This is a genomic window from Aeromicrobium sp. HA, assembly GCF_027171405.1.
Taxonomy (GTDB): Bacteria; Actinomycetota; Actinomycetes; order Propionibacteriales; family Nocardioidaceae; genus Aeromicrobium; species Aeromicrobium tamlense.
In genome coordinates this window covers 1,502,688-1,526,052 of sequence record NZ_CP114372.1, presented here as the reverse complement: position 1 = coordinate 1,526,052, position 23,365 = coordinate 1,502,688, and the positions used below count along the sequence as shown (strand labels likewise).

Below are 23,365 nucleotides of genomic sequence, written 5' to 3'. Positions count from 1 at the left end.
GCTCATGCGTTCTCCTCCAGTACCGCCAGGCCCGGCAGGGTCTTGCCCTCCAGGTACTCCAGGCTCGCGCCGCCGCCGGTCGAGATGTGACCGAACTGGTCGTCGCTGAAGCCGAGCTGGCGCACGGCCGCGGCCGAGTCGCCGCCGCCGACGACCGACAGGCCGTCGACCTCGGTGAGCGCCTGCGCCACCGTGCGGGTGCCGGCCGCGAACGCCGCCATCTCGAACACGCCCATGGGGCCGTTCCAGAACACCGTCCTCGCACCGCGCACGACCTCGGCGAACGCCTCGGCCGACTCGGGGCCGATGTCCAGGCCCATCTGGTCGTCGGGGATCGCGTCCACCGTGACGGTGGTGGCCGGGGCGTCGGCCTTGAACTCCGGCGCCACGACGACGTCGGTGGGCAGCACGATCGACACGCCCAGCTCCTGCGCCCGCTCGAGGTAGCCCTTCGCCACCTCGATCTGGTCCTGCTCGAGCAGGGAGGAGCCGACCCCGTGGCCCTGGGCCGCGAGGAACGTGAAGACCATGCCGCCGCCGATGATGAGCGTGTCGGCCTTGGTCAGCAGGTGGTCGATGACCCCCAGCTTGTCCGAGACCTTCGAGCCGCCGAGCACGACCGCGTACGGCCGCTCGGGCGATTCGGTGAGGCGCTGGAGCACCTCGACCTCGGCCTGCACGAGGCCGCCGACGGCCGACGGCAGCCGCTCGGCGACGTCGTACACACTGGCCTGCTTGCGGTGGACGACGCCGAAGCCGTCCGAGACGAAGACGTCGGCGAGCGACGCGAGCTGGTCGGCGAACTCGCCGCGCTCGGCGTCGTCCTTGCTGGTCTCGCCGGCGTTGAACCGGACGTTCTCCAGCAGGGCGACCTCGCCGTTCTTGAGCTCCTGGGCGGTGCGCTGCGCGTCGACGCCGACGGTGTCGGACGCGAAGCGCACGGTCTGGCCGAGCAGCTCGCTCAGGCGCGCCGCGACGGGCGCCAGGGAGTACTGCGGATCGGGCTCGCCCTTCGGCCGGCCCAGGTGCGCGGCCACGAGGACGCGCGCTCCCTGGTCGAGCAGCCGCTGGATCGTCGGGACGCTCGCGCGCACGCGGCCGTCGTCGGTGATGGTGGCACCGTCGAGCGGCACGTTCAGGTCACTGCGGACCAGGACGCGCTTGCCCTTCAGATCGCCCAGGTCGTCGATCGTCTTCACGGAGGACCTCAGAGCGAGGAGCCGACGAGCGACGTCAGGTCGACGAGGCGGTTGGAGTAGCCCCACTCGTTGTCGTACCAGCCGACGACCTTCACGAGGTCACCGGTGACCTTGGTCAGCGGCGCGTCGAAGATGCACGAGTGCGGGTCGGTGACGATGTCGGTGGAGACGATCGGGTCCTCGTTGTACTTGAGGTACGTCGAGCCCTCGGCGGCCTTGCGGACGATCTCGTTGATCTCCTCGACCGAGGTCTCACGGCTGGCCGTGAACGTCAGGTCGGTGGCCGAGCCGGTGGGGGTGGGGACGCGCAGCGCGTAGCCGTCGAGCTTGCCCTTCAGCTCGGGCAGCACGAGGCTGACGGCCTTCGCGGCGCCCGTGGAGGTCGGGACGATGTTGAGGGCGGCGGCGCGGGCGCGACGCAGGTCCTTGTGCGGGGCGTCCTGCAGGTTCTGGTCCTGCGTGTAGGCGTGGATCGTGGTCATGAGGCCACGCTCGATGCCGATGCCGTCGTTGAGGGCCTTGGCCATCGGCGCGAGGCAGTTCGTGGTGCAGGAGGCGTTCGAGATGATCGTGTGGGCGCTCGGGTCGTACAGGTCGTCGTTGACGCCCATGACGATCGTGATGTCCTCGTTCTTGGCCGGGGCCGAGATGATGACCTTCTTCGCGCCACCGTCGATGTGCGCCTTGGCCGCCGTCGCATCGGTGAAGAAGCCCGTGGACTCGACGACGATGTCGGCGCCGACCGAGGCCCAGTCGAGGTTCGCGGGATCGCGGTCCTCGAAGGCGACGATCTTCTGGTCGCCCACGTAGATCGCCGTGTCGTCGAAGTTCACGTCGGCGTCGAGGCGACCCAGGATCGAGTCGTACTTGAGCAGGGTGGCCAGCGTCTTGTTGTCGGTGAGGTCGTTGACGGCGACGATCTCGACGTCGGTGCCGGCGGCACGAACCGCGCGGAAGAAGTTACGGCCGATGCGGCCGAATCCGTTGATGCCTACGCGAACAGTCACGGGTTGCTCCTGGGTTGCCGGGTGGAAGTCTCGTTACGTCCTCACCCTACCGAGAGCGCCCGTCACATCGCACCGGGCGTCGCCGCTCGCGAGATCTCAACCGTCGGCGTACTGATCGGGGTTGAGTCCCGCCTCGGTGTCGTCGATCCCGAGGTCGTGCGCCCGCTTGTCGGCCATCGCCAGCAGGCGGCGGATCCGGCCCGCGATCGCGTCCTTGGTCAGCGGCGGCTCGTGCAGCTGGCCGAGCTCCTCCAGACTGGCCTCGCGGTGCTGCACCCGCAGCTCGCCGGCGAGGCGCAGGTGGTCGGGCACCTCCTCCGCCAGGATGTCGAGCGCGCGCTGGGCGCGAGCGCCGGCGGCGACGGCCGCGCGGGCCGAGCGGCGCTGGTTGGCGTCGTCGAAGTTGGCGAGACGGTTGGCGGTGGCGCGCACCTCGCGGCGCATCCGACGCTCCTCCCACGCCAGCAGCGTCTCGTGGGCGCCCAGTCGGGTGAGGAGCGCGCCGATGGCCTCGCCGTCGCGGATGACGACACGGTCGCCACCGCGGACCTCGCGGGCCTTGGCCGAGACGCCGACGCGCCGGGCGGCGCCCACCATTGCGAGGGCGGCCTCGGGGCCGGGGCAGCCGATCTCGAGCGCGGACGATCGACCCGGCTCGGTGAGGGAGCCGCGGGCCAGGAACGCGCCGCGCCACGCGGCGACGGCGTCGCACGAGGGACCCGAGACGACTTGCGGCGGGAGGCCGCGGACGGGGCGGCCGCCACCGTCGACGAGGCCGGTCTGGCGGGCGAGCAGCTCGCCTCCGCGCGCGATGCGCACGACGTAGAGCGTGGTCTTCCGGACCCCGGCGCCCTGCTGGACGATGATCTCGCTCTCGTGGCCGTAGACCTCGGCGATCTCCTGACGCAGGCGACGCGCGGCGGCGGCGGTGTCGAGCTCGGCCTCGATCACGATCCGGCCCGAGACGATGTGCAGGCCCCCGGAGAAGCGCAGCGTCGTCGAGACCTCGGCCTTGCGGCAGCACGCCTTCGTCACGGGGATGCGGGCCACTTCCGCCTTCACCTGAGCCGTCATCGCCATTACGTCATCAGCCTCCAGTCCAGCGGTCCCGAGTAGCCCGCTCGGGCCACTCTATGCCCGGGCTGGTGACGCGGGGGCGAACGTGGTGGCAAAGACCTCGGCCAGCGCGGCCGGATCGTGCTGGTCGGCCTGCTCGGTGGAGCGGACGTCGGCCGTGACGAGGCGCGCGCCCAGTTGCGCGGCGGCCCGCGTGAGGGCGTCCACGTCGCGCGCGGCGCGGGTGTCGGCCACGACGACGTCGAGGCGCAGGTCGGGCGCGTGCGCCGCGAGCACCTCGAGGTGCTCCTCGGGCGTCAGGTGCTCGGTCTCCCCCGGCTGCGCCACGAGGTTGAGCACGAGGGCGCGCTTCGCGGGCGTGCGCAGCAGCGCCTGGCGCAGCTGAGGCACGAGGAGGGTGGGCATGACGCTGGTGAACCAGGAGCCGGGCCCGATCGTGACCCAGTCGGCGGCCTCGAGCGCCGCGACGGCCTGCGGGCACGCCGGCGGGTCGCCGGGCTCCAGTCGGACGGCCTGGATGCGTCCGGGCGTCGTGGCGACCTCGGCCTGGCCGCGCACGACCTCGATCCGGGCGGGCGGGCCGAAGTCGACGTCGGCCTCGATGTCGAGCGGGACGTTGGCCATCGGCAACACGCGGCCGCGCGCGCCGAGGAGCTCGGCCACGAGATCGAGGCCGGCGACCTGGTCGCGCTCCATGTCCCACAGCGCCGCGAGCAGCAGGTTGCCGACGGGGTGGCCGGCGAGCGGGCCCGCTCCGCCGAACCGGTGCTGCAGGATCTCGGCCCACGCCCGGCCCCAGTCGTCGTCGCCGCACAGGGCCGCCAGCGCCATGCGCAGGTCGCCGGGCGGAAGGATGCCGAACTCGGTGCGCAGGCGCCCCGACGAGCCGCCGTTGTCGGCGACCGTGACGATGCCGGTGAGCCGACTGGTGACGTGCCGCAGCGCCGACAGCGTGGCCGCCAGGCCGTGCCCTCCCCCGAGCGCGACCACGGCGGGCCCCCCGGCCCGCTCGGTGGTCACTCGCGTCCCAGGTCGCGGTGGACGACGAGCGTCCGGACGTCGCGGGTGCGAAGTCGCTCCGAGAGGGCCTCGGCCATCGCGACGCTGCGGTGGCGGCCGCCGGTGCAGCCGATGCCGACCGTGAGGAAGAGCTTGTCCTCCTGCAGGAAGCCGTTGGTGATCATCGAGAGCAGCTCGACGTAGCGGTCGAGGAACTCCTGCGACCGCTCCTGCTTGTAGACGTACTCGCGCACGGGCTCGTCCTGGCCGCTGAGGGGACGCAGGTCGTCGACCCAGAACGGGTTGGGCAGGAAGCGCATGTCGGCGACCATGTCGGCGTCGATCGGGATGCCGTACTTGAAGCCGAACGACACGATCGTGACGTGCAGGCCGCGCTCGTCCTCCACCTCGAAGGCCTGGCGGACCCGGTGGGCCAGCTGGTGCACGTTGAGCCGGCTGGTGTCGATGACGAGGTCGGCACGGCCGCGGATCGTGCGCAGCAGCTCGCGCTCGCGGACGAGGCCGTCCATGAGGCGGCCCTGGCGGCTCAGCGGGTGGGGCCGGCGCGCCGCCTCCTGGCGGCGGACGAGCACCTCGTCGGCGGCCTCGAGGTAGAGCGTGCGCACGCGGACACCGAGGTCGTGGACGGACTCGATCGCGTCGACGAGGCCGAAGAAGAACGTGCGGGAGCGCGAGTCGACGACGACGGCGAGCCGGTCGATGTCCTCGGCCGCGTCGACCGAGCTGACGAGGTCGTTGAGCATGCCCGGGGGCAGGTTGTCGACCACGTAGTAGCCGAGCTTCTCGAGCGCCTTCGCCGCGGTGCTGCGGCCGGCGCCGGTCATCCCGGTGACGAGGACGAACTCGGTGAGCTTGGTCATGGTCGGGTCTCGTCCTCCAGGATCTCGCCGGTGGCCATGTTGACGGCCGGGGCCGGCGACTCCCCCTCGTGGAGTGCCGCCACGATGGATTCTGCCGTAGCCGGGCCGATCCCGGGGACGATGGTGATCTCCTCCGCGGTCGCGGCGCGCAGCTTCTTCACCGAGCCGAAGTGCTTCATGAGCGCGCGGCGGCGGGTCTCGCCGAGTCCGGGGACGGGATCGAGCAGGCTCTCGACCATCGACTTGCTGCGGCGCTGGCGGTGGTGCGTGATCGCGAACCGGTGCGCCTCGTCGCGCACGCGCTGGAGCAGGTAGAGGCCCTCGCTGGTGCGCGGCAGGATCACGGGGTCCTCGTCGTCGGGCAGCCAGACCTCCTCGAGGCGCTTCGCCAGGCCGCACAGCGCCACGCCGGTGATGCCGAGGGCGTCCATGGCCTGCTGGGCCGCCGCGACCTGCGGCGGTCCACCGTCGACCACGACCAGCGACGGGGCGTAGGCGAACCGGCGCGGCTTGCCGGTCTCGGGGTCGATCCCCGGCTCGGCGTCCTCGCCCTGGCGCTCGACCGCGCGCAGGTGGTGGGCGAACCGGCGGGTGATGACCTCGTGCATGGCGGCGACGTCGCTCTGGCCCTCGTGACGCACGGTGAACCGGCGGTACTCGGACTTGCGCGGCAGGCCGTCCTCGAAGACGACCATCGACGCGACGATCTCGGTGCCCTGCAGGTTCGAGACGTCGAAGCACTCGATCCGCAGCGGCGGCGTGGGCAGGTCGAGCGCCAGCTGGATCTCCTCCAGGGCGCGGCTGCGGGTGGTGAGGTCGCCGGAGCGCTTGAGCTTGTGGCGGGCGATGGCCTGCTTGGCGTTCTGCTCGACCGTCTCGAGCAGGGCGCGCTTGTCGCCGCGTTGCGGGACTCGCACCGTGACCTTCGCCCCGCGTCGCTCGGTGAGCAGCTCGGCGACGGCGTCGTGGTCGGCCGGCAGCTCGGGCACGAGCACCTCGCGCGGGATCGCCGACGGCGTGACATCGGCGTAGAGGGTCATGAGGGCGTTCTGCACGAGCTCGGGCAGGCCGGCGTCGTCGCCCTTGTCGGCCACCCAGCCGCGCTGTCCGCGGATGCGGCCCCCGCGGACGTTGAAGATCTGGACGGCGACCTCGAGCGGATCGTCGACGAAGCCGAGGACGTCGGCGTCGGTGCCGTCGCGCAGCACGACCGACTGCTTCTCCAGGACGCGCCGCATCGCCATGAGGTCGTCGCGGTACTTGGCGGCGAGCTCGTACTCCTGATCGGCCGCGGCGTCGCGCATGCGCTGCTCGATGCCGCGCTCGAACCCGGCGGTCTGGCCGCCCATGAACGACAGGAAGTCGTTGACGATGTCGCGGTGCTCGTCGGGCGAGACGCGACCGACGCAGGGCGCCGAGCACTTGCCGATGTCGCCGAGCAGGCACGGACGCCCGGCGGCCTTGGCGCGCTTGAAGACGCCGGCGCTGCACGAGCGCATGGGGAACACGCGCAGCAGCGTGTCGACGGTGTCGCGGATCGCCCACGCGTGGCCGTACGGGCCGAAGTACCGCACGCCCTTCTTCTGGGCGCCGCGCATCACCAGGACGCGCGGGATCTCCTCGCCCACCGTGACCGCGAGCCACGGGTAGGACTTGTCGTCGCGGTACTTGACGTTGAACCGCGGGTCGAACTCCTTGATCCAGGAGTACTCGAGCGCGAGCGCCTCGACCTCGGTGTTGACGACCGTCCAGTCGACCGAGGCGGCCGTGGTGACCATCTGGTGCGTGCGCGGGTGGAGGTTCCCGAGGTCCTGGAAGTACGAGCTCAGCCGCGGCCGCAGGCTCTTGGCCTTGCCGACGTAGATGACGCGGCCCTGCTCGTCGCGGAACCGGTAGACCCCCGGGTCGGTGGGGATCTCACCGGGCCGCGGACGGTAGGTGGACGGGTCAGCCATGACTCGGGCCCTCCCCCGCCGTCACGACAGCAGCGGCGCGAGGAACCGGCCGGTGTGCGAGTCGGGGTGCGCCGCGATCTGCTCCGGGGTGCCCTGTGCGACGACGGTTCCGCCACCGCTGCCGCCCTCGGGACCCATGTCGACGATCCAGTCCGAGGCCTTGATGACGTCGAGGTTGTGCTCGATCACGATGACCGAGTTCCCCGCGGCGACGAGGCGTTGCAGCACGATCAGCAGCTTGCGGATGTCCTCGAAGTGCAGGCCCGTCGTGGGCTCGTCGAGGACGTAGACCGTGCGACCCGTGGACCGCTTCTGCAGCTCGGAGGCCAGCTTGACGCGCTGCGCCTCGCCACCCGACAGCGTGGGCGCGGGCTGGCCGAGCCGGACGTAGCCCAGGCCGACGTCGACGAGGGTGCGCAGGTGCCGTGCGATCGCGGGGATGGCCTCGAAGAACTCGACGCCCTCCTCGATCGGCATGTCGAGGACCTCGGCGATCGTCTTGCCCTTGTAGCGGACCTCGAGGGTCTCGCGGTTGTAGCGCGCGCCGTGGCAGACCTCGCACGGCACGTACACGTCGGGCAGGAAGTTCATCTCGATCTTGATCGTGCCGTCGCCGTGGCACGCCTCGCAGCGGCCGCCCTTGATGTTGAACGAGAAGCGGCCCTGCTGGTAGCCGCGCATCTTCGCCTCGGGCGTCTGCGCGAACAGCTTGCGGACGTGGTCGAACACGCCCGTGTACGTGGCCGGGTTGGACCGCGGGGTGCGGCCGATCGGCGACTGATCGACGTGGATGACCTTGTCGACGTGCTCGGTGCCCTCGATCGTGCGGTGACGACCCGGGATCGTGCGCGCCTTGTAGATCTGGCGCGCGAGCGAGGTGTAGAGGATGTCGTTGACGAGCGTGGACTTGCCCGAGCCGGAGACGCCGGTGACCGAGACCAGCTGGCCCAGCGGGAACGCCACGTCGACGTTCTTCAGGTTGTTCTCGCGGGCGCCCTTCACGACGAGCTGGCGGCCCTTGTCACGCGGACGGCGGACCTCGGGCACGGGGATCGACTGGCGACCCGACAGGTAGGCGCCGGTGAGCGAGTCGGGGCTGGCCAGCAGCTCCTCGACCGGACCGGACACGATGACCTGGCCGCCGTGCTCCCCGGCACCGGGGCCGATGTCGACGACCCAGTCCGAGGCGCGCACGGTGTCCTCGTCGTGCTCGACGACGATGAGCGTGTTGCCGAGGTTCTTCAGCCGCACGAGGGTCTCGATGAGGCGGTGGTTGTCGCGCTGGTGCAGGCCGATCGAGGGCTCGTCGAGCACGTAGAGCACGCCGACGAGGCCGGCGCCGATCTGCGTGGCCAGACGGATGCGCTGGGCCTCGCCACCGGACAGCGAGCCGGCCGCGCGGTCGAGGGCCAGGTAGTCGAGGCCGACGTCGAGCAGGAAGCGCAGGCGCTCGTGGATCTCCTTGAGGACGCGCTCGCCGATCTGCCGCTCGCGGTCGTTCATCACGAGGTCCTGCAGGAAGTCGGCCGCCTCGGCGATCGACAGGTGGCAGACCTCGGCGATGTTCATCGCGCCGAACCGCTCGGACTCGAGCGTGACGGCCAGGATGACCGGCTTGAGGCGGGTGCCCTTGCAGGTCGGGCACGGGACCTCGCGCATGAAGCCCTCGAGGCGGTCGCGGCTGGTGTCGGAGTCGGTCTCGGAGTGGCGGCGCTCGACGAACGCCTTGGCGCCCTCGAACTCGGCCCAGTACGAGCGCTGCCGGCCGTAGCGGTTCTTGTACTGGACGTGCACCTTCGTGGAGTGCCCGTTCAGCAGGGCGTCCTGGAACTCGGGCTTGAGGTCGCTCCACTTCGTGTCGACGTTGAAGCCGAGCTCGTCGCCGAGCGAGCGCATGAGACGCAGGAAGTAGTCGGAGACCTGCGTGTAGGTCCACGCTGTGATGGCGCCCTCGGCGAGGGTCTTGTCAGGGTCGGGCACGAGCAGCTCGGCGTCGACCTCCTTGCGCGAGCCGAGCCCGTGGCACTCGGGGCAGGCGCCGTAGGGCGCGTTGAACGAGAACGAGCGCGGCTCGAGCTCGTCGACCTGGAGCGGGTGGTCGTTCGGGCAGGCGAGGCGCTCGGAGAAGCGGCGACGCCGCGCCGGGTCGTCCTCCTCGAGGCCGACGTAGTCGATGATGACGATGCCGTCGGCCAGGCCGAGCGCGGTCTCGACCGACTCGGTGAGGCGCTGCTTCGAGGAGGGCTTCACGGTGAGGCGGTCGACGACGACCTCGATCGTGTGCTTCTTCTGCTTCGCGAGCTTGGGCGGCTCGTCGGCGAGCATGATCGTCTCACCGTCGACGATCGCCCGGCTGAAGCCGGACTGCTGCAGCTGGCGGAACAGGTCGAGGTACTCGCCCTTGCGGCCGCGGATGACCGGCGCGAGCACCTGGAAGCGGGTGCCCTCCTCGCCGGCCTGGATGCGGTCGACGATCTGCTGCGGCGTCTGCCGAGCGATCGGCTCGCCGCACGTGGGGCAGTGGGGGCGGCCCGCGCGAGCGTAGAGCAGGCGCAGGTAGTCGTAGACCTCGGTGATCGTGCCGACCGTGGACCGCGGGTTGCGGGACGTGGACTTCTGGTCGATCGACACCGCCGGGGACAGGCCCTCGATGAAGTCGACGTCGGGCTTGTCCATCTGGCCGAGGAACTGGCGCGCGTACGCGGACAGCGACTCGACGTAGCGGCGCTGGCCCTCCGCGAAGATGGTGTCGAAGGCCAGCGACGACTTGCCGGAGCCGGACAGCCCCGTGAAGACGATGAGGGAGTCACGGGGCAGATCGACGGAGACATCCTTGAGGTTGTGCTCGCGCGCACCCCTCACAACGAGACGATCGGTCACCCGACAAGCCTACTGAGGAGCCCTGACAGAAACCTCTCGACGAGTAGGGTCGGGAGCATGACGTACACGGGAGAGGTCACGGTCGGCGGCGCGCCCGACACCCGCGAGGCCGGCGACCTGGTGATCACGAAGATCGCCGTGGGACCGATGGCCAACAACGCCTACCTGCTGCGCTGCGCGCTCACCGGCGAGCAGGTGCTGATCGACGCCGCCGCCGAGGCGCCGCGCCTGCTGGAGCTCATCGGCGACGGTGGCCTGGCCCGCGTCATCACGACCCACCGGCACGCCGACCACTGGGGAGCCCTCGAGGAGGTCGTCCGCGCGACCGGTGCCGAGACGGTGGCCGGCGAGGACGACGCCGACGAGCTGCCGGTCGACGTCGACGTCCGGGTCCGCACCGGCGCCCGCGTTCGCGTCGGCTCGTGCGAGCTCGAGGTCATCGAGGTCGTGGGCCACACGCCCGGCTCGATCGTGCTGGTCTACGACGACCCCGACGGCGTGACCCACCTGTTCACCGGCGACTCCCTCTTCCCCGGCGGCGTCGGTCGCACGTGGTCCCCCGACGACTTCATGCGGCTGTGCGGCGACGTCGAGTCGAAGATCTTCGCGCGCTTCGACGACGACACGTGGTTCTACCCGGGCCACGGCGACGACTCCACGCTGGGCGCCGAGCGCCCGAGCCTTCCGGACTGGCGCGCCCGCGGCTGGTGACCGTCAGAGGGTGACGGGCAGGGACTCGATCCCGAACACGAAGCTGAGCTGGCGGAACTCCAGCTCGGACTCCGGCACCGCGAGGCGCAGGTCGGGGAACCGCCGCAGCAGCTTCGGCAGGGCGATGCGCAGCTCCATGCGAGCCAGCTCGGCGCCGATGCAGCGGTGGATGCCGTGGCCGAAGGCCAGGTGTCCGCTCGACGGGATCCGCAGCGGGTCGAACGTGTCGGGGGCCAGGCCGGCGTTGGCCTCGTCGCGGTTGGCCGCGCTGAGCGACACGAGGAGCACGTCGCCGGCCTTGACCTGCGTCCCGAACAGCTCCATGTCCTGCTTCGCGAAGCGCGGGAACGCGACCTGGACCACCGAGAAGTAGCGCAGTAGCTCCTCGATCACACGGTCGAGCGTCTCGCGGTTGCCCGAGCGGACGAGGTCGGCGTAGGCCGGGTCGCGCGACAGCATGATCGTGCTGAGCGCGATCATGCCGGCGGTGGTCTCGTAGCCGCCGGTGAAGACCCCGTCGGCGAGACCCGCGAGGTCGCGGTCGCTGATGAGCTCGCCCTCGTCGCGGATGATCTGCCCGATCAGGCCGGGGCCGGGCTCCTTGCGCTGGCGGGCCACCGCCTCGAACAGGAACTCGCGCTGCTCGGAGACGGCGCCGAAGGCCGCCGCTCCCCCGTTCGTGGCGTCGAAGCGGGCGCTGCCGAGCTTGGAGAACGCCTGCGTGTCCTCGTAGTCGAGTCCCAGCAGGGCGCAGATCGTGTTGAACGGGATCGGGAACGCGAAGACCTCCGCCAGGTCGGCCTCGGGACCGGCCGCTTCGAGGTCGTCGAGGGCGCGGTCGACGATCTGCTCGATCAGCGGCTCCAGCCGCGCGAGGCGGCGCATCGTGAACTCGGGCGTGATGATCTTGCGCAGCCGCGTGTGCACGGGCGGGTCGGTGAAGCCGAGTCCCCCGATGTCGTCCGACGTGGCCGGGCCGTCCCCGGAGAACAGGTGCCGGATGTCGGTGGAGTAGGTGTCGCGCGCCGTGAGCACCTGGCGCGCCTGCTCGTGGCCCGTGACGAGGTAGGCGGTGAAGTCGAACGGCAGGTCGAGCCGGTGCAGCGGCTCCTCTCGGCGGATGCGGGCCATCTCGGGCACGGGGTCCAGACCGATGCGCTGCAGCGGCGCCTTCGTGGGCTCGGGGATGAAGGAGAAGCTGGCGAGGTCGATCCCGCGCTTGGCGACGTGCCGTCGGGCCACCGACGACAACACCTTGGAGCGGATTCCCCGCAGCAACTTCACCCGCACACGATAGTCCGTCGAGGGGTCCGGATCCGGCATGGGTTGCCGGATCGGGCCCACGGGTCGACCCTGTAGGGAACTACGAGGGGGAGACATGGCGACCAGCACCGACGACCAGCCCACCGAGCTCAGGAGGGTCCTCGGACCCAAGCTGCTGCTGCTCTTCATCATCGGCGACATCCTCGGCACGGGCGTCTACGCCCTCACCGGACAGGTCGCGGCCGAGGTCGGCGGCGCCGCGTGGCTGCCCTTCCTCGTCGCGTTCGGCGTCGCGCTGCTGACCGCACTGTCCTACCTCGAGCTGGTCACCAAGTACCCGCAGGCCGCCGGTGCCGCGCTCTACGTCCACAAGGCGTTCGGCATCCACCTGTTCACGTTCATGGTGGCCTTCACGGTCATGTGCTCCGGCATCACGTCGGCCTCGACTGCCGCCCGCGCGTTCGCCTCGAACCTCGCCGTCGGCATCGACTGGAAGGCCTCGAACTTCGAGATCATGCTGATCGCGCTGGGCTTCATGCTGCTCGTGGCCGCGATCAACCTGCGTGGTGTGAGCGAGGGCGTCAAGACCAACGTCGTGCTGACGCTGATCGAGCTCTCGGGCCTGCTGCTGGTCATCCTCGTCGGCCTGTGGGCGATCGCCGGTGGCGACGCCGACTGGGGCCGCGTCGTCGCCTTCGAGACGCCCGACGACAAGAACGTCTTCCTCGCCGTCACCACGGCGACCTCGCTGGCCTTCTTCGCGATGGTCGGCTTCGAGGACGCGGTGAACATGGCCGAGGAGTGCCACGAGCCCAACCGCATCTTCCCCAAGATCATGCTGACCGGCCTGGGCGTCACCGGAGTGATCTACCTGCTGGTGTCCATCTGCGCCGTGGCGATCGTGCCCGTGGGCGAGCTGGCCGGCAACGACACCCCGCTGGTCACCGTGGTCGAGCGCGGCGCCCCCGACATCCCGATCGACCAGATCCTGCCGTTCATCTCGATGTTCGCCGTCGCGAACTCGGCGCTCATCAACATGCTGATGGCCAGCCGCCTGCTGTACGGCATGTCGAAGCAGGGCATCATCCCGCGCAGCATCTCCAAGGTGAGCAGCCGCCAGACCCCATGGGCCGCCATCGTGCTCACGACGGCCCTCGCGCTGGGCCTGATCACGTACGTCTCGAACGCCAGCACCGAGGCCGTCGCGATCCTCGGCGGCACCACGAGCCTGCTGCTGCTGGCCGTCTTCGCAGTGGTGAACACCGCTGTGCTGGTGCTGCGCAAGGACCACGTGGAGCACTCGCACTTCTCGACCGCGGCGCCGATCGCCATCCTCGGCGTCATCACCTGCGTCTACCTGGTGACTCCCCTGTCGGGCCGTCCCGCGGAGCAGTACGAGATCGCCGGCGTGCTGCTGGTCATCGGCCTCGTGCTGTCGGTGCCGATGTACCTGCTGAGCCGCCGCCGGGGCGAGCGGCTGGAGGTGGGCTCGCCGGACGACCTGCCGCCCCACGACATCCCCTGACCCCCAGCCGCTCGGCGGCTGGCTCGCTTCCTAGTGGCCGCCGCCGACGCGCTCGGGGTACTTCTTGGAGTACCAGAGGCTGGCCACGGCCGTGATCGTCAGCGTCGCGATGATGACGCCCAGGCTGAGCAGCGTGGGCACCTCGGGCACCGGGACCGGGCCGATGTGGTGCACCGGCTCGCCGCCGTTGATGAACGGCAGCTCGTTCTCGTGCAGCGCGTGCAGCACCAGCTTGATGCCGATGTAGAACAGCAGGAACGCCAGGCCGTACGACAGGAACACGAGGCGCTGCAGCAGGTCGCCCAGCAGGAAGTACAGCTGGCGCAGACCCATCAGTGCGAACACGTTCGCGGTGAAGACGATGTAGGGCTCCTGCGTGAGGCCGAAGATCGCCGGGATCGAGTCGAGCGCGAACAGGATGTCGGTGGTGCCGAGCGCGATGATGACCAGCGCCATCGGCGTGATCGCACGACGGCCGTTCTCGCGGACGACCAGCTTGAGGCCGTCCCACGTGTCGCTCAGGTTGAAGCGCTTGCGCGCGAAGCGGACGACGGCGTTCTCGACGTCCTCGTCCTCGTCGTCGTTCTTGGCCAGCTTGATCGCGGTGTAGATCAGGAAGGCGCCGAAGATGTAGAACACCCACGAGAACTCGTTGATCGCCACGGCGCCGAGCGCGATGAAGATGCCACGGAACACCAGCGCCAGGATGATGCCGACGAGCAGCGCCTCCTGCTGGTACTTCCGCGGGACGGCGAAGCTGCTCATGATGATGATGAAGATGAACAGGTTGTCGATTGACAGGCTGTACTCGGTGAGCCAGCCCGCGTAGAACTCGATGCCGTACTGGTGGCCGTGGAACGACCAGACCCAGGCGCCGAAGGCGACGGCCAGGCCGATGTAGAACGACAGGTAGAGCGCGCACTCCTTGGTGGTGGGCTCGTGCGGCTTGCGGGCGATGACGATGATGTCGAACAGCAAGATGGCGATGGTCACCCCGATGGTGACACCCCACTCGAGCGTGCTGACGTTCACAGGCGGTCCTCTGTTCTCTCCGGGTCGGCTACGACTCGGAGGTCTCTTCCACCGGGCTGTGCAGCGAGCCGGTCCGGCGTCCCGGGGTGGTCGACGATGACCCCCGTGCTGACGAGACGCCGGTGATGGGAATACTCCCCTCCGCCGGAACAGTCTCGCAGCACGGTGGTGACAGCGCCAATTCAGGTGCCGGCGCCGAGCATGCCGCGCAGCTCGCGCTTGAGCTCGCCGATCTCGTCGCGCAGGCGTGCCGCGACCTCGAACTGCAGGTCGGCCGCGGCCTGGTGCATCTGGTCGGACAGCTGGTCGATGAGCGCCGCGAGCTCGCCCGAGGGCAGGTCGGCGAGGTCCTTGGTGTGCTGGCCCAGCGGCACCGCCGCGCCCTTGCGCTTGTGGTCGCCGGTGGCGGCGAGCAGCGCGCGGGTGTCCTCGTCCTCGCGGGCGAGCATGTCGGTGATGTCGCCGATCTTCTTGCGCAGCGGCTGCGGGTCGATGCCGTTCGCCGTGTTGTAGGCGACCTGCTTCTCGCGGCGGCGGTTGGTCTCGTCGATCGCCGAGGCCATCGAGTCGGTGATCCGGTCGGCGTACATGATGACCTGGCCCGACACGTTGCGCGCCGCGCGGCCGATCGTCTGGATGAGCGAGCGGCCCGACCGCAGGAAGCCCTCCTTGTCGGCGTCGAGGATCGCCACGAGGCTGACCTCGGGCAGGTCGAGGCCCTCGCGCAGGAGGTTGATGCCGACGAGGACGTCGTACTCCCCCATCCGCAGCTCGCGCAGCAGCTCGACGCGGCGCAGCGTGTCGACCTCGCTGTGGAGGTAGCGGGTGCGGATGCCGGCCTCGAGCAGGTAGTCGGTGAGGTCCTCGGACATCTTCTTGGTCAGCGTGGTGACCAGGACGCGCTCGTTGCGGTCGACGCGGTCGTTGATCTCGCCGATGAGGTCGTCGATCTGGCCCTTCGTGGGCTTGACGATGACCTCGGGGTCGATCAGGCCGGTGGGGCGGATGACCTGCTCGACGACGTCGCCCTCGACCTTGTTCATCTCGTAGTCGCCCGGCGTGGCCGAGAGGTAGACGGTCTGGCCGATCCGCTGGAGGAACTCGGGCCACTTCAGCGGCCGGTTGTCCATCGCGCTGGGCAGCCGGAAGCCGTGCTCGACGAGCGAGCGCTTGCGGCTCATGTCGCCCTCGTACATCGCGCCGATCTGCGGGATCGTCACGTGCGACTCGTCGACGACGAGCACGAAGTCCTGCGGGAAGTAGTCGAGGAGGCAGTTCGGGGCCGAGCCCGGAGGGCGGCCGTCCATGTGCAGGGAGTAGTTCTCGATGCCGGAGCAGGTGCCGACCTGCTCCATCATCTCGAGGTCGTACGTGGTGCGCATGCGCAGGCGCTGGGCCTCGAGCAGCTTGTTCTCGCGCTCGAGCACCTCGAGGCGCTCCTCGAGCTCGAGCTTGATCCGCTCGATCGCCCGGGCCATCACCTCGGGGCCGGCGGCGTAGTGCGTGGCGGCGCCGACGTAGAGCTCCTGGTCGTCGCTGAGCACCTCGCCCGTGAGCGGGTGCAGGGTCATGAGGCGCTCGATCTCGTCGCCGAAGAACTCGACCCGCACCGCCATCTCCTGGTAGACGGGGAAGATCTCTACAGTGTCGCCCTTCACGCGGAACGTGCCGCGGGTGGAGCTGACGTCGTTGCGCACGTACTGCGCCTGGACGAGCGTGCGCAGCAGGTGGTCGCGACCCATCTCGTCGCCGACCTTGAACCCGATCATGCGGTTCAGGTACTCCTGCGCCGAGCCGAGGCCGTAGATGCACGACACGGTGGCGACCACGATGACGTCGCGCCGCGTGAGGAGCGACCACGTGGCCGAGTGGCGCAGCCGCTCGACCTCCTCGTTGATCGAGGAGTCCTTCTCGATGTAGGTGTCGCTCTGGGCGATGTACGCCTCGGGCTGGTAGTAGTCGTAGTACGACACGAAGTACTCGACGGCGTTGTTCGGCAGCAGCTCGCGCAGCTCGTTGGCGAACTGCGCGGCGAGGGTCTTGTTGGGCAGCATGACGAGCATCGGGCGCTGGAGCTGCTCGGCCAGCCAGGCCGTGGTGGCGGTCTTGCCGGTGCCGGTGGCGCCCATGAGGACGACGTCGTTCGTCCCGCCCTGGATGCGCTGCGTGATCTCGGCGATCGCGGCGGGCTGGTCGCCGGCGGGCTGGTACTCGGAGACGACCTCGAACGGCGCCACCTGCCGCGTGAGCTCGGAGACAGGTCTCATGCGTCGAGCCTACGGGCGAGGTCCGACATTTCGCGCGTCGGCGAGAGAGGGCCGGTCAGCGCCTGACGCGGTACCGCAGATACATCAGCCCGGCGGCGCACTCGCGGCTCTCGACGAGGTCGAGGTCGACCCGCCGGCGACCGTGCGAGAAGAAGGGGATGCCCCCGCCGACCAGGACCGGACTCACCCGCAGCCGGTACTCGTCGATGAGGTCGAGGTCGGCGGCCTGCGCGGCCAGCGTGGCGCCCCCGATCGCGATGTCACCGTCGCCCGGCTCGGCCTTGAGCCGCTCGATCTCCTCCTGCAGCGTGCCGGTGGCCAGCCGCGCGGCGCCCTGCACCTCGGTGAGCGAGCGCGAGAGGACGACCTTCGGCAGCGGGTTCCACCGCTCGGTCCACCGACGCTCCAGGTCGCTCAGGTCGGGGTCCTCAGCAGCCGTCTCCCAGTAGAGCATCGTCTCGTAGACCCGCCGGCCCATGAGGTGCGTGGAGACGCCCGCGATCTCGTCGAGCGAGATCTCCATGATCTCGGTGATCGTCTCGTCCGTCGCTCCCCAGTCGAAGGAGCCGTCCGGCCCGACGATGTAGCCGTCGAGCGTCAGTCCCATCGAGTACGTCACGTCGTGCATCGCGTCTCCCCTGCCGTCGTCGTCCGAACGTACGACGCCGGGTCTCAGTCCGTCGAGGGGTCGGGCGCGATCCCGAGCGTGCGGATCGTGGTGGCCAGGCCCCGGTACTGACCGACGAGCAGCGTGAGCTCGATCGCCTGCGCCTCGTCCCAGTAGGCGCGCAGCCGAGCCCAGGTGGCGTCGTCGATGCCCTCGTGCGCGATCAGCTGGTCGGTGGCGGCGAGCAGCACGGCGTCCGAGGGCCTCCAGCCCTCGAGGCCGTCGGCACGCGTGCGCTCGATCTCCTCGGTCGTCAGTCCGGCGCGCCGGCCGAGCCGCACGTGGTGACGGCGCTCGTAGTCGCTGTCGCAGTGGTGCGCGACGCGCAGGATCACGACCTCGGTCTCGCGCCGCGGCAGGCGGCCGCGCAGCATGAGGGCCCCTGAGTAGAGGAGCCAGGCCCGGAACAGCGAGCGGTTGCGGCCGAGCGTGGTGAACAGGTGGGCCTCGCGGACGCCGGCCCCTCGGGACAGCGCCTTGCCGAGCAGGAAGTTCACGAGCCCGAGCTGGCGGCGGCCGCCCGGGGCGACGCGGGGCGCCCTCATCGGCCCGCTCCGGCCGTGGCCTTCGCCTCGGCCCGCGTGAGGCTACGGTTGAGAAGCCGCATCACCGCCTCGTACCCCCACGGGAACCAGCGCTGCGCGTAGTGGCCGAGGCGGATGTCGCGCGAGGTGTAGACCCAGTAGCGCCGACGCTCGAGCCCCTTCACGATCGCGGCCGCGGCCTCGTCGGGCCTGATCGCGTGCCGCACGAACCGGCGCTCCACGGCTTGGATCGACGGCGCCGAGCGGTCGACGCCGACCACCTCGAGGCCCTCGACGAGCGGCGTCGCCACCGCGCCCGGGCACACGAGGCTCACGCCGATCCCGTGGCGGCGCAGGTCGAACCGCAGCACCTCGGAGACGCCCCGGAGGCCGAACTTGCTGGCGCTGTAGGCCGCGTGCCACGGCAGGCCGAAGATCCCCGCCGCGCTCGAGACGTTGACCACGTGTCCCCCCCGGCGCGCCTCGATCATGGCGGGCAGGAACGCCGACATCACGTGCACCGGTCCCATGAGGTTCACGTCGATGAGCCGGCGCCAGTGCTCCTCCTGGAGCCGGTCGATGGTCCCCCAGATCGAGATGCCGGCGATGTTGAGCAGCACGTCGAGCGCGCCCACCTCCGCCCCGACCTCGGCGGCGAGGCCGCGCACGGCGTCGGCGTCGGTCAGGTCGACGGCACGCACCATGAGCACGCGTCCGCCCGCGGCACGCACCTCCTCAGCCGTCCGCTCGAGTCCCGCGGAATGGAGATCGGTGAGCACCAGGTGGGCCCCCTCCCGGCCGAGTGCGACCGCGGTGGCGGCGCCGATGCCCCCGGCCGCTCCCGTGACGAGGCACCGCTTCGTACGAATGTCCAACTTCCCCATGCCGTCACCCTAGCGGTGTCCTGCCTCACAGTTTCTGCCTCGGCGGGCCGACGCGGCCGGTGCAAACGCGGACCAGACCGATAGGGTCGGTGTCATGGCCATCGTCGAGCGCAGGGCGCAACGCACGCGCGAGATCCTCGATGCGACCCGCGCGCTCTTCGACGAGCGACGCATGCGGGACGCGCAGATCGAGGACATCGCCCGGGCCGTCGGCATCAACCGCGCGATCATCTACCGCCACTTCACCACGAAGGAAGAGCTCTTCGCGATGACGCTGGTGGACTACCTCAACCAGCTCGAGTCGCGGCTGGCCAAGTCCGACGACCCCGAGCTGACCCCGGGCCAGCGGATCGACACCATCACCGTGGAGTTCCTCTCCTACGGCACCGAGTACCCGGCCTTCGTCGACTGCGCGCAGTCCCTGCTGCGCCACCGCGGCTCCGAGCTGCTGGAGCAGATCAGCCTCGAGCGGCTCACCGAGCTGGGCGCGGCGATCAACCGCTGCTTCGACCACATCACGTCGGCGATCGAGGCGGGCAACGCCACCGGCGAGTTCGACGTCAAGGACCCCGAGCTCATCGCGAACATCATGTACACGCAGGGCCTGGGCATCCTGAACCTCGTGACCTTCCAGCGCTCGATCCGCGAGCTCAACTCGGGGCTGCCCACGATGGAGCACCTGCCCACGACCGAGGTCCTCGACCTCGCGAAGCGGTCGGTGCGCGCCATCGTCGAGCGCCCGGACTGACCCTCCCCCAGACGCGAAGCGGGGCCGGTGGCTGATGCCACCGGCCCCGCTGTCGTTCGTGCGTCAGCGCTCGAGGATCGCCACGACGCCCTGACCGCCGGCGGCGCAGATCGAGATCAGGCCACGGCCCGATCCCTTCTCCTCCAGCAGCTTCGCGAGGTTGGCGATGATGCGGCCGCCCGTGGCCGCGAACGGGTGCGCGGCGGCGAGCGACGAGCCCTTGACGTTCAGCTTGTCGCGGTCGATCGAGCCGAGCGGGCTGTCGAGGCCGAGGCGCTGCTTGCAGAAGTCCGCGTCCTCCCACGCCGCGAGGGTCGACAGCACCTGGCCGGCGAACGCCTCGTGGATCTCGTAGAAGTCGAAGTCCTGCAGGGTCAGGCCGTTGCGCTCGAGCATCCGCGGCACCGCGTAGGCGGGCGCCATGAGCAGGCCCTCGCCACCGTTGACGTAGTCGACGGCCGCCGTCTCGTAGTCGACGAGGAACGCCTTCACGTCCCAGCCGCGACGCGCGGCCTCCTCCTCCGAGGCCAGCAGCGCGACCGACGCGCCGTCGGACAGCGGCGTGGAGTTGCCGGCCGTCATCGTGGCGGCCTCGCCCAGCTGCCTGCCGAAGACGGGCTTCAGCTTCGCGAGCTTCTCGACCGTGGAGTCGGGACGCAGGTGGTTGTCGCGCTCGACGCCGTTGTACGGCGTGACGAGGTCGTCCTGCCAGCCCGACTCCCACGCGGCGGCGAGGTTCTGGTGCGAGCGCGCGGCGAGCTCGTCCTGCGCCTCGCGGGTGATCCCCCACTCGTGCGTGGTGAGGGCCTGGTGGTCGCCCATCGACAGGCCCGTGCGGGGCTCGGCGTTGCGCGGCTGGTCGGGCGCCAGGTGGCTCGGGCGGATCTTGCCGAACAGCTTCAGCAGGGCCTTCTTGTCGCCCTTGGCGTTGGCCTGGTTGGCCTGCAGCAGGATCTTGCGCAGCTTGTCGTTGACGGCCAGCGGCGCGTCGGACGTGGTGTCGGTGCCACCGGCGATGCCGAACTCGATCTTGCCCAGGGCGATCTTGTTCGCGACATGGAACGCGGCCTGCAGGCCCGTGCCGCACGCCTGCTGGATGTCGGTGGCGGGCGTCGCGGGTGAGAGCTTGGAGCCCAGGACGACCTCGCGGGTGAGGTTGAAGTCGCGCGCGTGCTTCAGGACGGCTCCGGCGACGACCTCGCCGGCGCGCTCGCCCTCGAGGCCGAAGCGCTCGACGAGCCCGTCGAGGGCGGCGGTCAGCATGTCCTGGTTGGAGACGCCCGTGTAGACGGTGTTGGACCGCGCGAACGGGATCCGGTTGCCGCCGATGACGGCGACGCGGCGGATGGTGGCGGCGTCCTGGGAGGCGGCCTTCGAGGCCTTCGTGGAGGGCTTGTCAGCCATGAGGAACCTTTCGTCTGCGACCTTCGTCGCTTTCCTTTGCCGTGGCGCTGTCGTGCAGGCTAGAGTCACCTTAACGCGTTCAGATACCGATGGTATCTGAGAGATCCGAGAGATAGGACACACCCTGCGATGAGCGACCGTTACAAGTCGATGGTCCAGAACCCGATCGGTCAGTTCCTGGTGAAGAACCTGGGCCTGCCGAATCCGCCGGAGCTGGAGCGCTACCGCGGCGGCGCGCTGGTCGACGGTCCCGTCCTGATCGGTGGCGCCGGCCTGGTCGCCGAGTCCCTCCCGGGTCTGCTCAAGGGCGCCGGCATCGACACCACCACCGTGCGCGCCGAGGGTCGTCGCTACAAGGGCCTCGTCTTCGACGCCTCGATCATCGACTCCGCCGCCGGCACCGTCGCGCTGCAGGAGTTCTTCACGCCCGTCCTGCGCAGTCTCGCGTCCAGCGCCAAGATCGTCGTCGTCGGCGTGCTGCCCGAGCGCGCCGGCTCGGTCGGCGCCGCCATCGCGCAGCGCGGCCTCGAGGGCTTCGTGCGCTCGCTGGGCAAGGAGATCGGCGCCAACGGCAGCACGGCCAACCTCGTGTACGTCACGCCCGAGTCGAAGGACGCGATCGGCTCCACGCTGCAGTTCCTGCTCTCGCCGAAGTCCGCGTTCGTCGACGGCCAGGTCGTCCGCCTCGGCACCACCGACCTCGTCGAGGCCGACTCCCCCGCCGACCCCGCGCTCCCGCTGGCCGGGAAGGTCGCCCTCGTCACCGGTGCCTCGCGTGGCCTCGGCGCCGCGATGGCCCGCACCCTGCACCGCGACGGCGCCACGATCATCGGCCTCGACGTCCCGCCGCTGCAGGCCGACCTCGACGCGCTGATGGAGGAGCTCGGCGGCTCGTCGATCGTCTGCGACATCACCGCCGACGACGCGCCCGAGACGATCGCAGCCGGCCTCGGCGACGGCGTCGACCTCGTGGTGCACAACGCGGGCATCACGCGGGACAAGCGCCTCAAGAACATGAAGTCCGAGAACTGGGCGAAGGTCGTCGACATCAGCGTCGGCGCCCCCGAGCGCATCACGGCCCACCTGCTCGAGCAGAAGCTCATCCGCCCCGGCGGTCGCGTCATCGGCATCTCGTCGATCGCCGGCATCGCGGGCAACAACGGCCAGACCAACTACGGCACGGCCAAGGCCGGCGTCATCGGCTTCGTCCAGGCGCTCGCCCCGCAGGTGGCCGGCGACGGCATCACGGTCAACGCGATCGCGCCGGGCTTCATCGAGACCGACATGGTCAAGACGATGCCACTGGGCATCCGCGAGGCCGGACGCCGCCTCAGCTCGCTGTCGCAGGGCGGGCAGCCCGTCGACGTCGCCGAGGCGATCGCCTGGTACTGCCACCCCGGCTCGTCCGCGATCTCGGGCAACGTCGTGCGCGTGTGCGGCCAGGGCTTCCTCGGTGCCTGACATGAGCACCCGCACCTACGAGAAGGCCCCCGCGGGCCTGCCGCTCATGCTCAAGGCGGCGCTGCCGGCGATCCCGGTCGTCGGCACGCTGCCGGGCATCAAGCACGAGAAGGGCGGTCTGCCCGACGTCACGCTGCGGCGCACGCGGGTCGCCACCGACCTCGCCCACCTCGACCGCTACAACGAGGTCTGCGGCTTCTCGCGCGCGGACACGCTCCCGGCGACCTACCCGCACATCGCGGCCCACACGCTGCACCTGAGCCTCATGACGGACACGGCGTTCCCGTTCCCGCCGATGGGCGCGGTGCACCTGCGCAACCGCATCACGCAGCACCGTCCGATCGGCCGCGAGGAGATCTACGAGCTGTCGCTGCGCGCCACCTCCGACGACCCGCACCCGAAGGGCCGGCTCATCTCGCTGGTCAGCGAGGCGCACGTCGGCGGCGAGCTGGTGTGGGACGAGACGATGACCGTCCTGTTCCGCAGCCGTCACGGTGGCGACGAGCCCATGGTGCCGCCGCTGGCCGGCGTCGAGGCCCCGGAGGGGGTCGTGCACCGGAAGCTCGGCAGCGACCTCGGTCGTCGCTACGGCGCGGTCTCCGGCGACCGGAACCCGATCCACCTCTACCCGTGGACCGCCAAGGCGTTCGGGTTCCCGCGCCAGATCGCGCACGGCATGTGGACGAAGGCGCACAGCCTCGCCACGCTGCAGAACCGGCTGCCCGACGCCTACACGGTGGACGTCGAGTTCAAGAAGCCCGTCCTGCTGCCGTCCACCGTGGTGTTCGGCACCGAGTCCGAGGGCGAGGTGACGACCTTCGGCGTTCGCGACGCGCGGAAGTCCGTCCCGCACCTCGTCGGCCGGATCACTCCGGCCTGAC

The 23,365-nt window shown here is 70.3% G+C and carries 19 protein-coding genes; 5 read left to right on the top strand and 14 right to left on the bottom strand.

All coding sequences use genetic code 11. The features are described from left to right. Positions 1-2 precede the first annotated feature (2 nt). The 7 genes from O3S82_RS07430 to uvrA all read right to left on the bottom strand — a co-directional run bounded on the left by O3S82_RS07430 (position 3) and on the right by uvrA (position 9,998). Positions 3-1,199, bottom strand: coding sequence for a phosphoglycerate kinase (locus tag O3S82_RS07430; protein WP_269306687.1), 1,197 nt, complete (start codon positions 1,197-1,199; stop codon positions 3-5). An 8-nt stretch (positions 1,200-1,207) separates the two neighbouring features. Further along, a complete protein-coding gene (gene gap, locus O3S82_RS07425; RefSeq protein ID WP_179424792.1) occupies positions 1,208-2,206 on the bottom strand; it encodes a type I glyceraldehyde-3-phosphate dehydrogenase in 999 nt (332 codons plus the stop codon). 96 nt (positions 2,207-2,302) lie between these two features. Beyond that, positions 2,303-3,286 (bottom strand): DNA-binding protein WhiA, encoded by a 984-nt coding sequence (gene whiA / locus O3S82_RS07420; protein ID WP_179424794.1) that lies wholly within the window; start codon positions 3,284-3,286, stop codon positions 2,303-2,305. Between the two features lie 51 nt (positions 3,287-3,337). Next, positions 3,338-4,303, bottom strand: a complete 966-nt coding sequence (locus tag O3S82_RS07415) for a gluconeogenesis factor YvcK family protein (protein WP_179424796.1) — start codon at positions 4,301-4,303, stop codon at positions 3,338-3,340. Continuing rightward, the gene (rapZ, locus tag O3S82_RS07410; RefSeq protein ID WP_179424798.1) at positions 4,300-5,163 is read right to left on the bottom strand and encodes an RNase adapter RapZ; all 864 of its coding nucleotides are present in this window, start codon (positions 5,161-5,163) and stop codon (positions 4,300-4,302) included. Before rapZ ends, O3S82_RS07415 begins: the two co-directional genes overlap by 4 nt. Then, positions 5,160-7,118: an excinuclease ABC subunit UvrC gene (gene uvrC, locus O3S82_RS07405; protein WP_179424800.1), complete on the bottom strand. Its 1,959-nt coding sequence runs from the start codon at positions 7,116-7,118 to the stop codon at positions 5,160-5,162. The genes rapZ and uvrC overlap by 4 nt, the downstream gene beginning before the upstream one ends. 21 nt (positions 7,119-7,139) lie before the next feature. Continuing rightward, a complete protein-coding gene (uvrA, locus tag O3S82_RS07400) occupies positions 7,140-9,998 on the bottom strand; it encodes an excinuclease ABC subunit UvrA (protein WP_269306683.1) in 2,859 nt (952 codons plus the stop codon). Between the two features lie 57 nt (positions 9,999-10,055). On the opposite strand from uvrA, the gene O3S82_RS07395 reads away from it, so the two are divergent. Next, positions 10,056-10,709: an MBL fold metallo-hydrolase gene (locus tag O3S82_RS07395; RefSeq protein ID WP_179424804.1), complete on the top strand. Its 654-nt coding sequence runs from the start codon at positions 10,056-10,058 to the stop codon at positions 10,707-10,709. Between the two features lie 3 nt (positions 10,710-10,712). Here the strand turns inward: O3S82_RS07395 and O3S82_RS07390 are convergent, their stop codons facing one another. Next, on the bottom strand, positions 10,713-11,993 hold the full coding sequence (locus tag O3S82_RS07390) for a cytochrome P450 (RefSeq protein ID WP_269306680.1): 1,281 nt from the start codon (positions 11,991-11,993) through the stop codon (positions 10,713-10,715). A 94-nt stretch (positions 11,994-12,087) separates the two neighbouring features. Here O3S82_RS07390 and O3S82_RS07385 point away from each other — a divergent pair, with 94 nt between their 5' ends. After that, positions 12,088-13,497 carry an APC family permease gene (locus tag O3S82_RS07385; protein ID WP_179424808.1) on the top strand — a complete coding sequence of 470 codons (1,410 nt, stop codon included), beginning with the start codon at positions 12,088-12,090 and terminating at the stop codon, positions 13,495-13,497. Between the two features lie 30 nt (positions 13,498-13,527). On the opposite strand, the gene O3S82_RS07380 is transcribed toward O3S82_RS07385, so the two are convergent. The 5 genes from O3S82_RS07380 to O3S82_RS07360 all read right to left on the bottom strand — a co-directional run bounded on the left by O3S82_RS07380 (position 13,528) and on the right by O3S82_RS07360 (position 18,871). Then, entirely contained in the window at positions 13,528-14,529 is a 1,002-nt protein-coding gene (locus O3S82_RS07380; protein WP_179424810.1) for a TerC family protein, read from the bottom strand. A gap of 182 nt (positions 14,530-14,711) precedes the next feature. Then, positions 14,712-16,796, bottom strand: a complete 2,085-nt coding sequence (gene uvrB, locus O3S82_RS07375) for an excinuclease ABC subunit UvrB (protein ID WP_269306678.1) — start codon at positions 16,794-16,796, stop codon at positions 14,712-14,714. Positions 16,797-16,851: 55 nt separating this feature from the next. Beyond that, on the bottom strand, positions 16,852-17,424 hold the full coding sequence (locus tag O3S82_RS07370; RefSeq protein WP_179424814.1) for a dihydrofolate reductase family protein: 573 nt from the start codon (positions 17,422-17,424) through the stop codon (positions 16,852-16,854). A gap of 44 nt (positions 17,425-17,468) precedes the next feature. Beyond that, positions 17,469-18,008 carry a carboxymuconolactone decarboxylase family protein gene (locus O3S82_RS07365; RefSeq protein WP_179424816.1) on the bottom strand — a complete coding sequence of 180 codons (540 nt, stop codon included), beginning with the start codon at positions 18,006-18,008 and terminating at the stop codon, positions 17,469-17,471. After that, positions 18,005-18,871 carry an SDR family oxidoreductase gene (locus tag O3S82_RS07360; RefSeq protein ID WP_269306675.1) on the bottom strand — a complete coding sequence of 289 codons (867 nt, stop codon included), beginning with the start codon at positions 18,869-18,871 and terminating at the stop codon, positions 18,005-18,007. The genes O3S82_RS07365 and O3S82_RS07360 overlap by 4 nt, the downstream gene beginning before the upstream one ends. Positions 18,872-18,965: 94 nt before the next feature. Between O3S82_RS07360 and O3S82_RS07355 the strand changes: the two genes are divergently transcribed. Then, complete coding sequence (locus O3S82_RS07355; protein ID WP_179424820.1) at positions 18,966-19,619, top strand: TetR/AcrR family transcriptional regulator; 654 nt, start codon at positions 18,966-18,968, stop codon at positions 19,617-19,619. Positions 19,620-19,682: 63 nt separating this feature from the next. On the opposite strand, the gene O3S82_RS07350 is transcribed toward O3S82_RS07355, so the two are convergent. Next, entirely contained in the window at positions 19,683-21,023 is a 1,341-nt protein-coding gene (locus O3S82_RS07350; RefSeq protein WP_269306673.1) for an acetyl-CoA C-acetyltransferase, read from the bottom strand. Positions 21,024-21,152: 129 nt separating this feature from the next. Here O3S82_RS07350 and O3S82_RS07345 point away from each other — a divergent pair, with 129 nt between their 5' ends. Together O3S82_RS07345 and O3S82_RS07340 are read left to right on the top strand one after the other, a co-directional pair. Next, entirely contained in the window at positions 21,153-22,484 is a 1,332-nt protein-coding gene (locus tag O3S82_RS07345) for a 3-oxoacyl-ACP reductase (RefSeq protein WP_179424824.1), read from the top strand. A 1-nt stretch (position 22,485) separates the two neighbouring features. Then, positions 22,486-23,364, top strand: a complete 879-nt coding sequence (locus O3S82_RS07340) for a MaoC/PaaZ C-terminal domain-containing protein (protein WP_269306670.1) — start codon at positions 22,486-22,488, stop codon at positions 23,362-23,364. The last annotated feature ends 1 nt before the right edge of the window (position 23,365 follow it).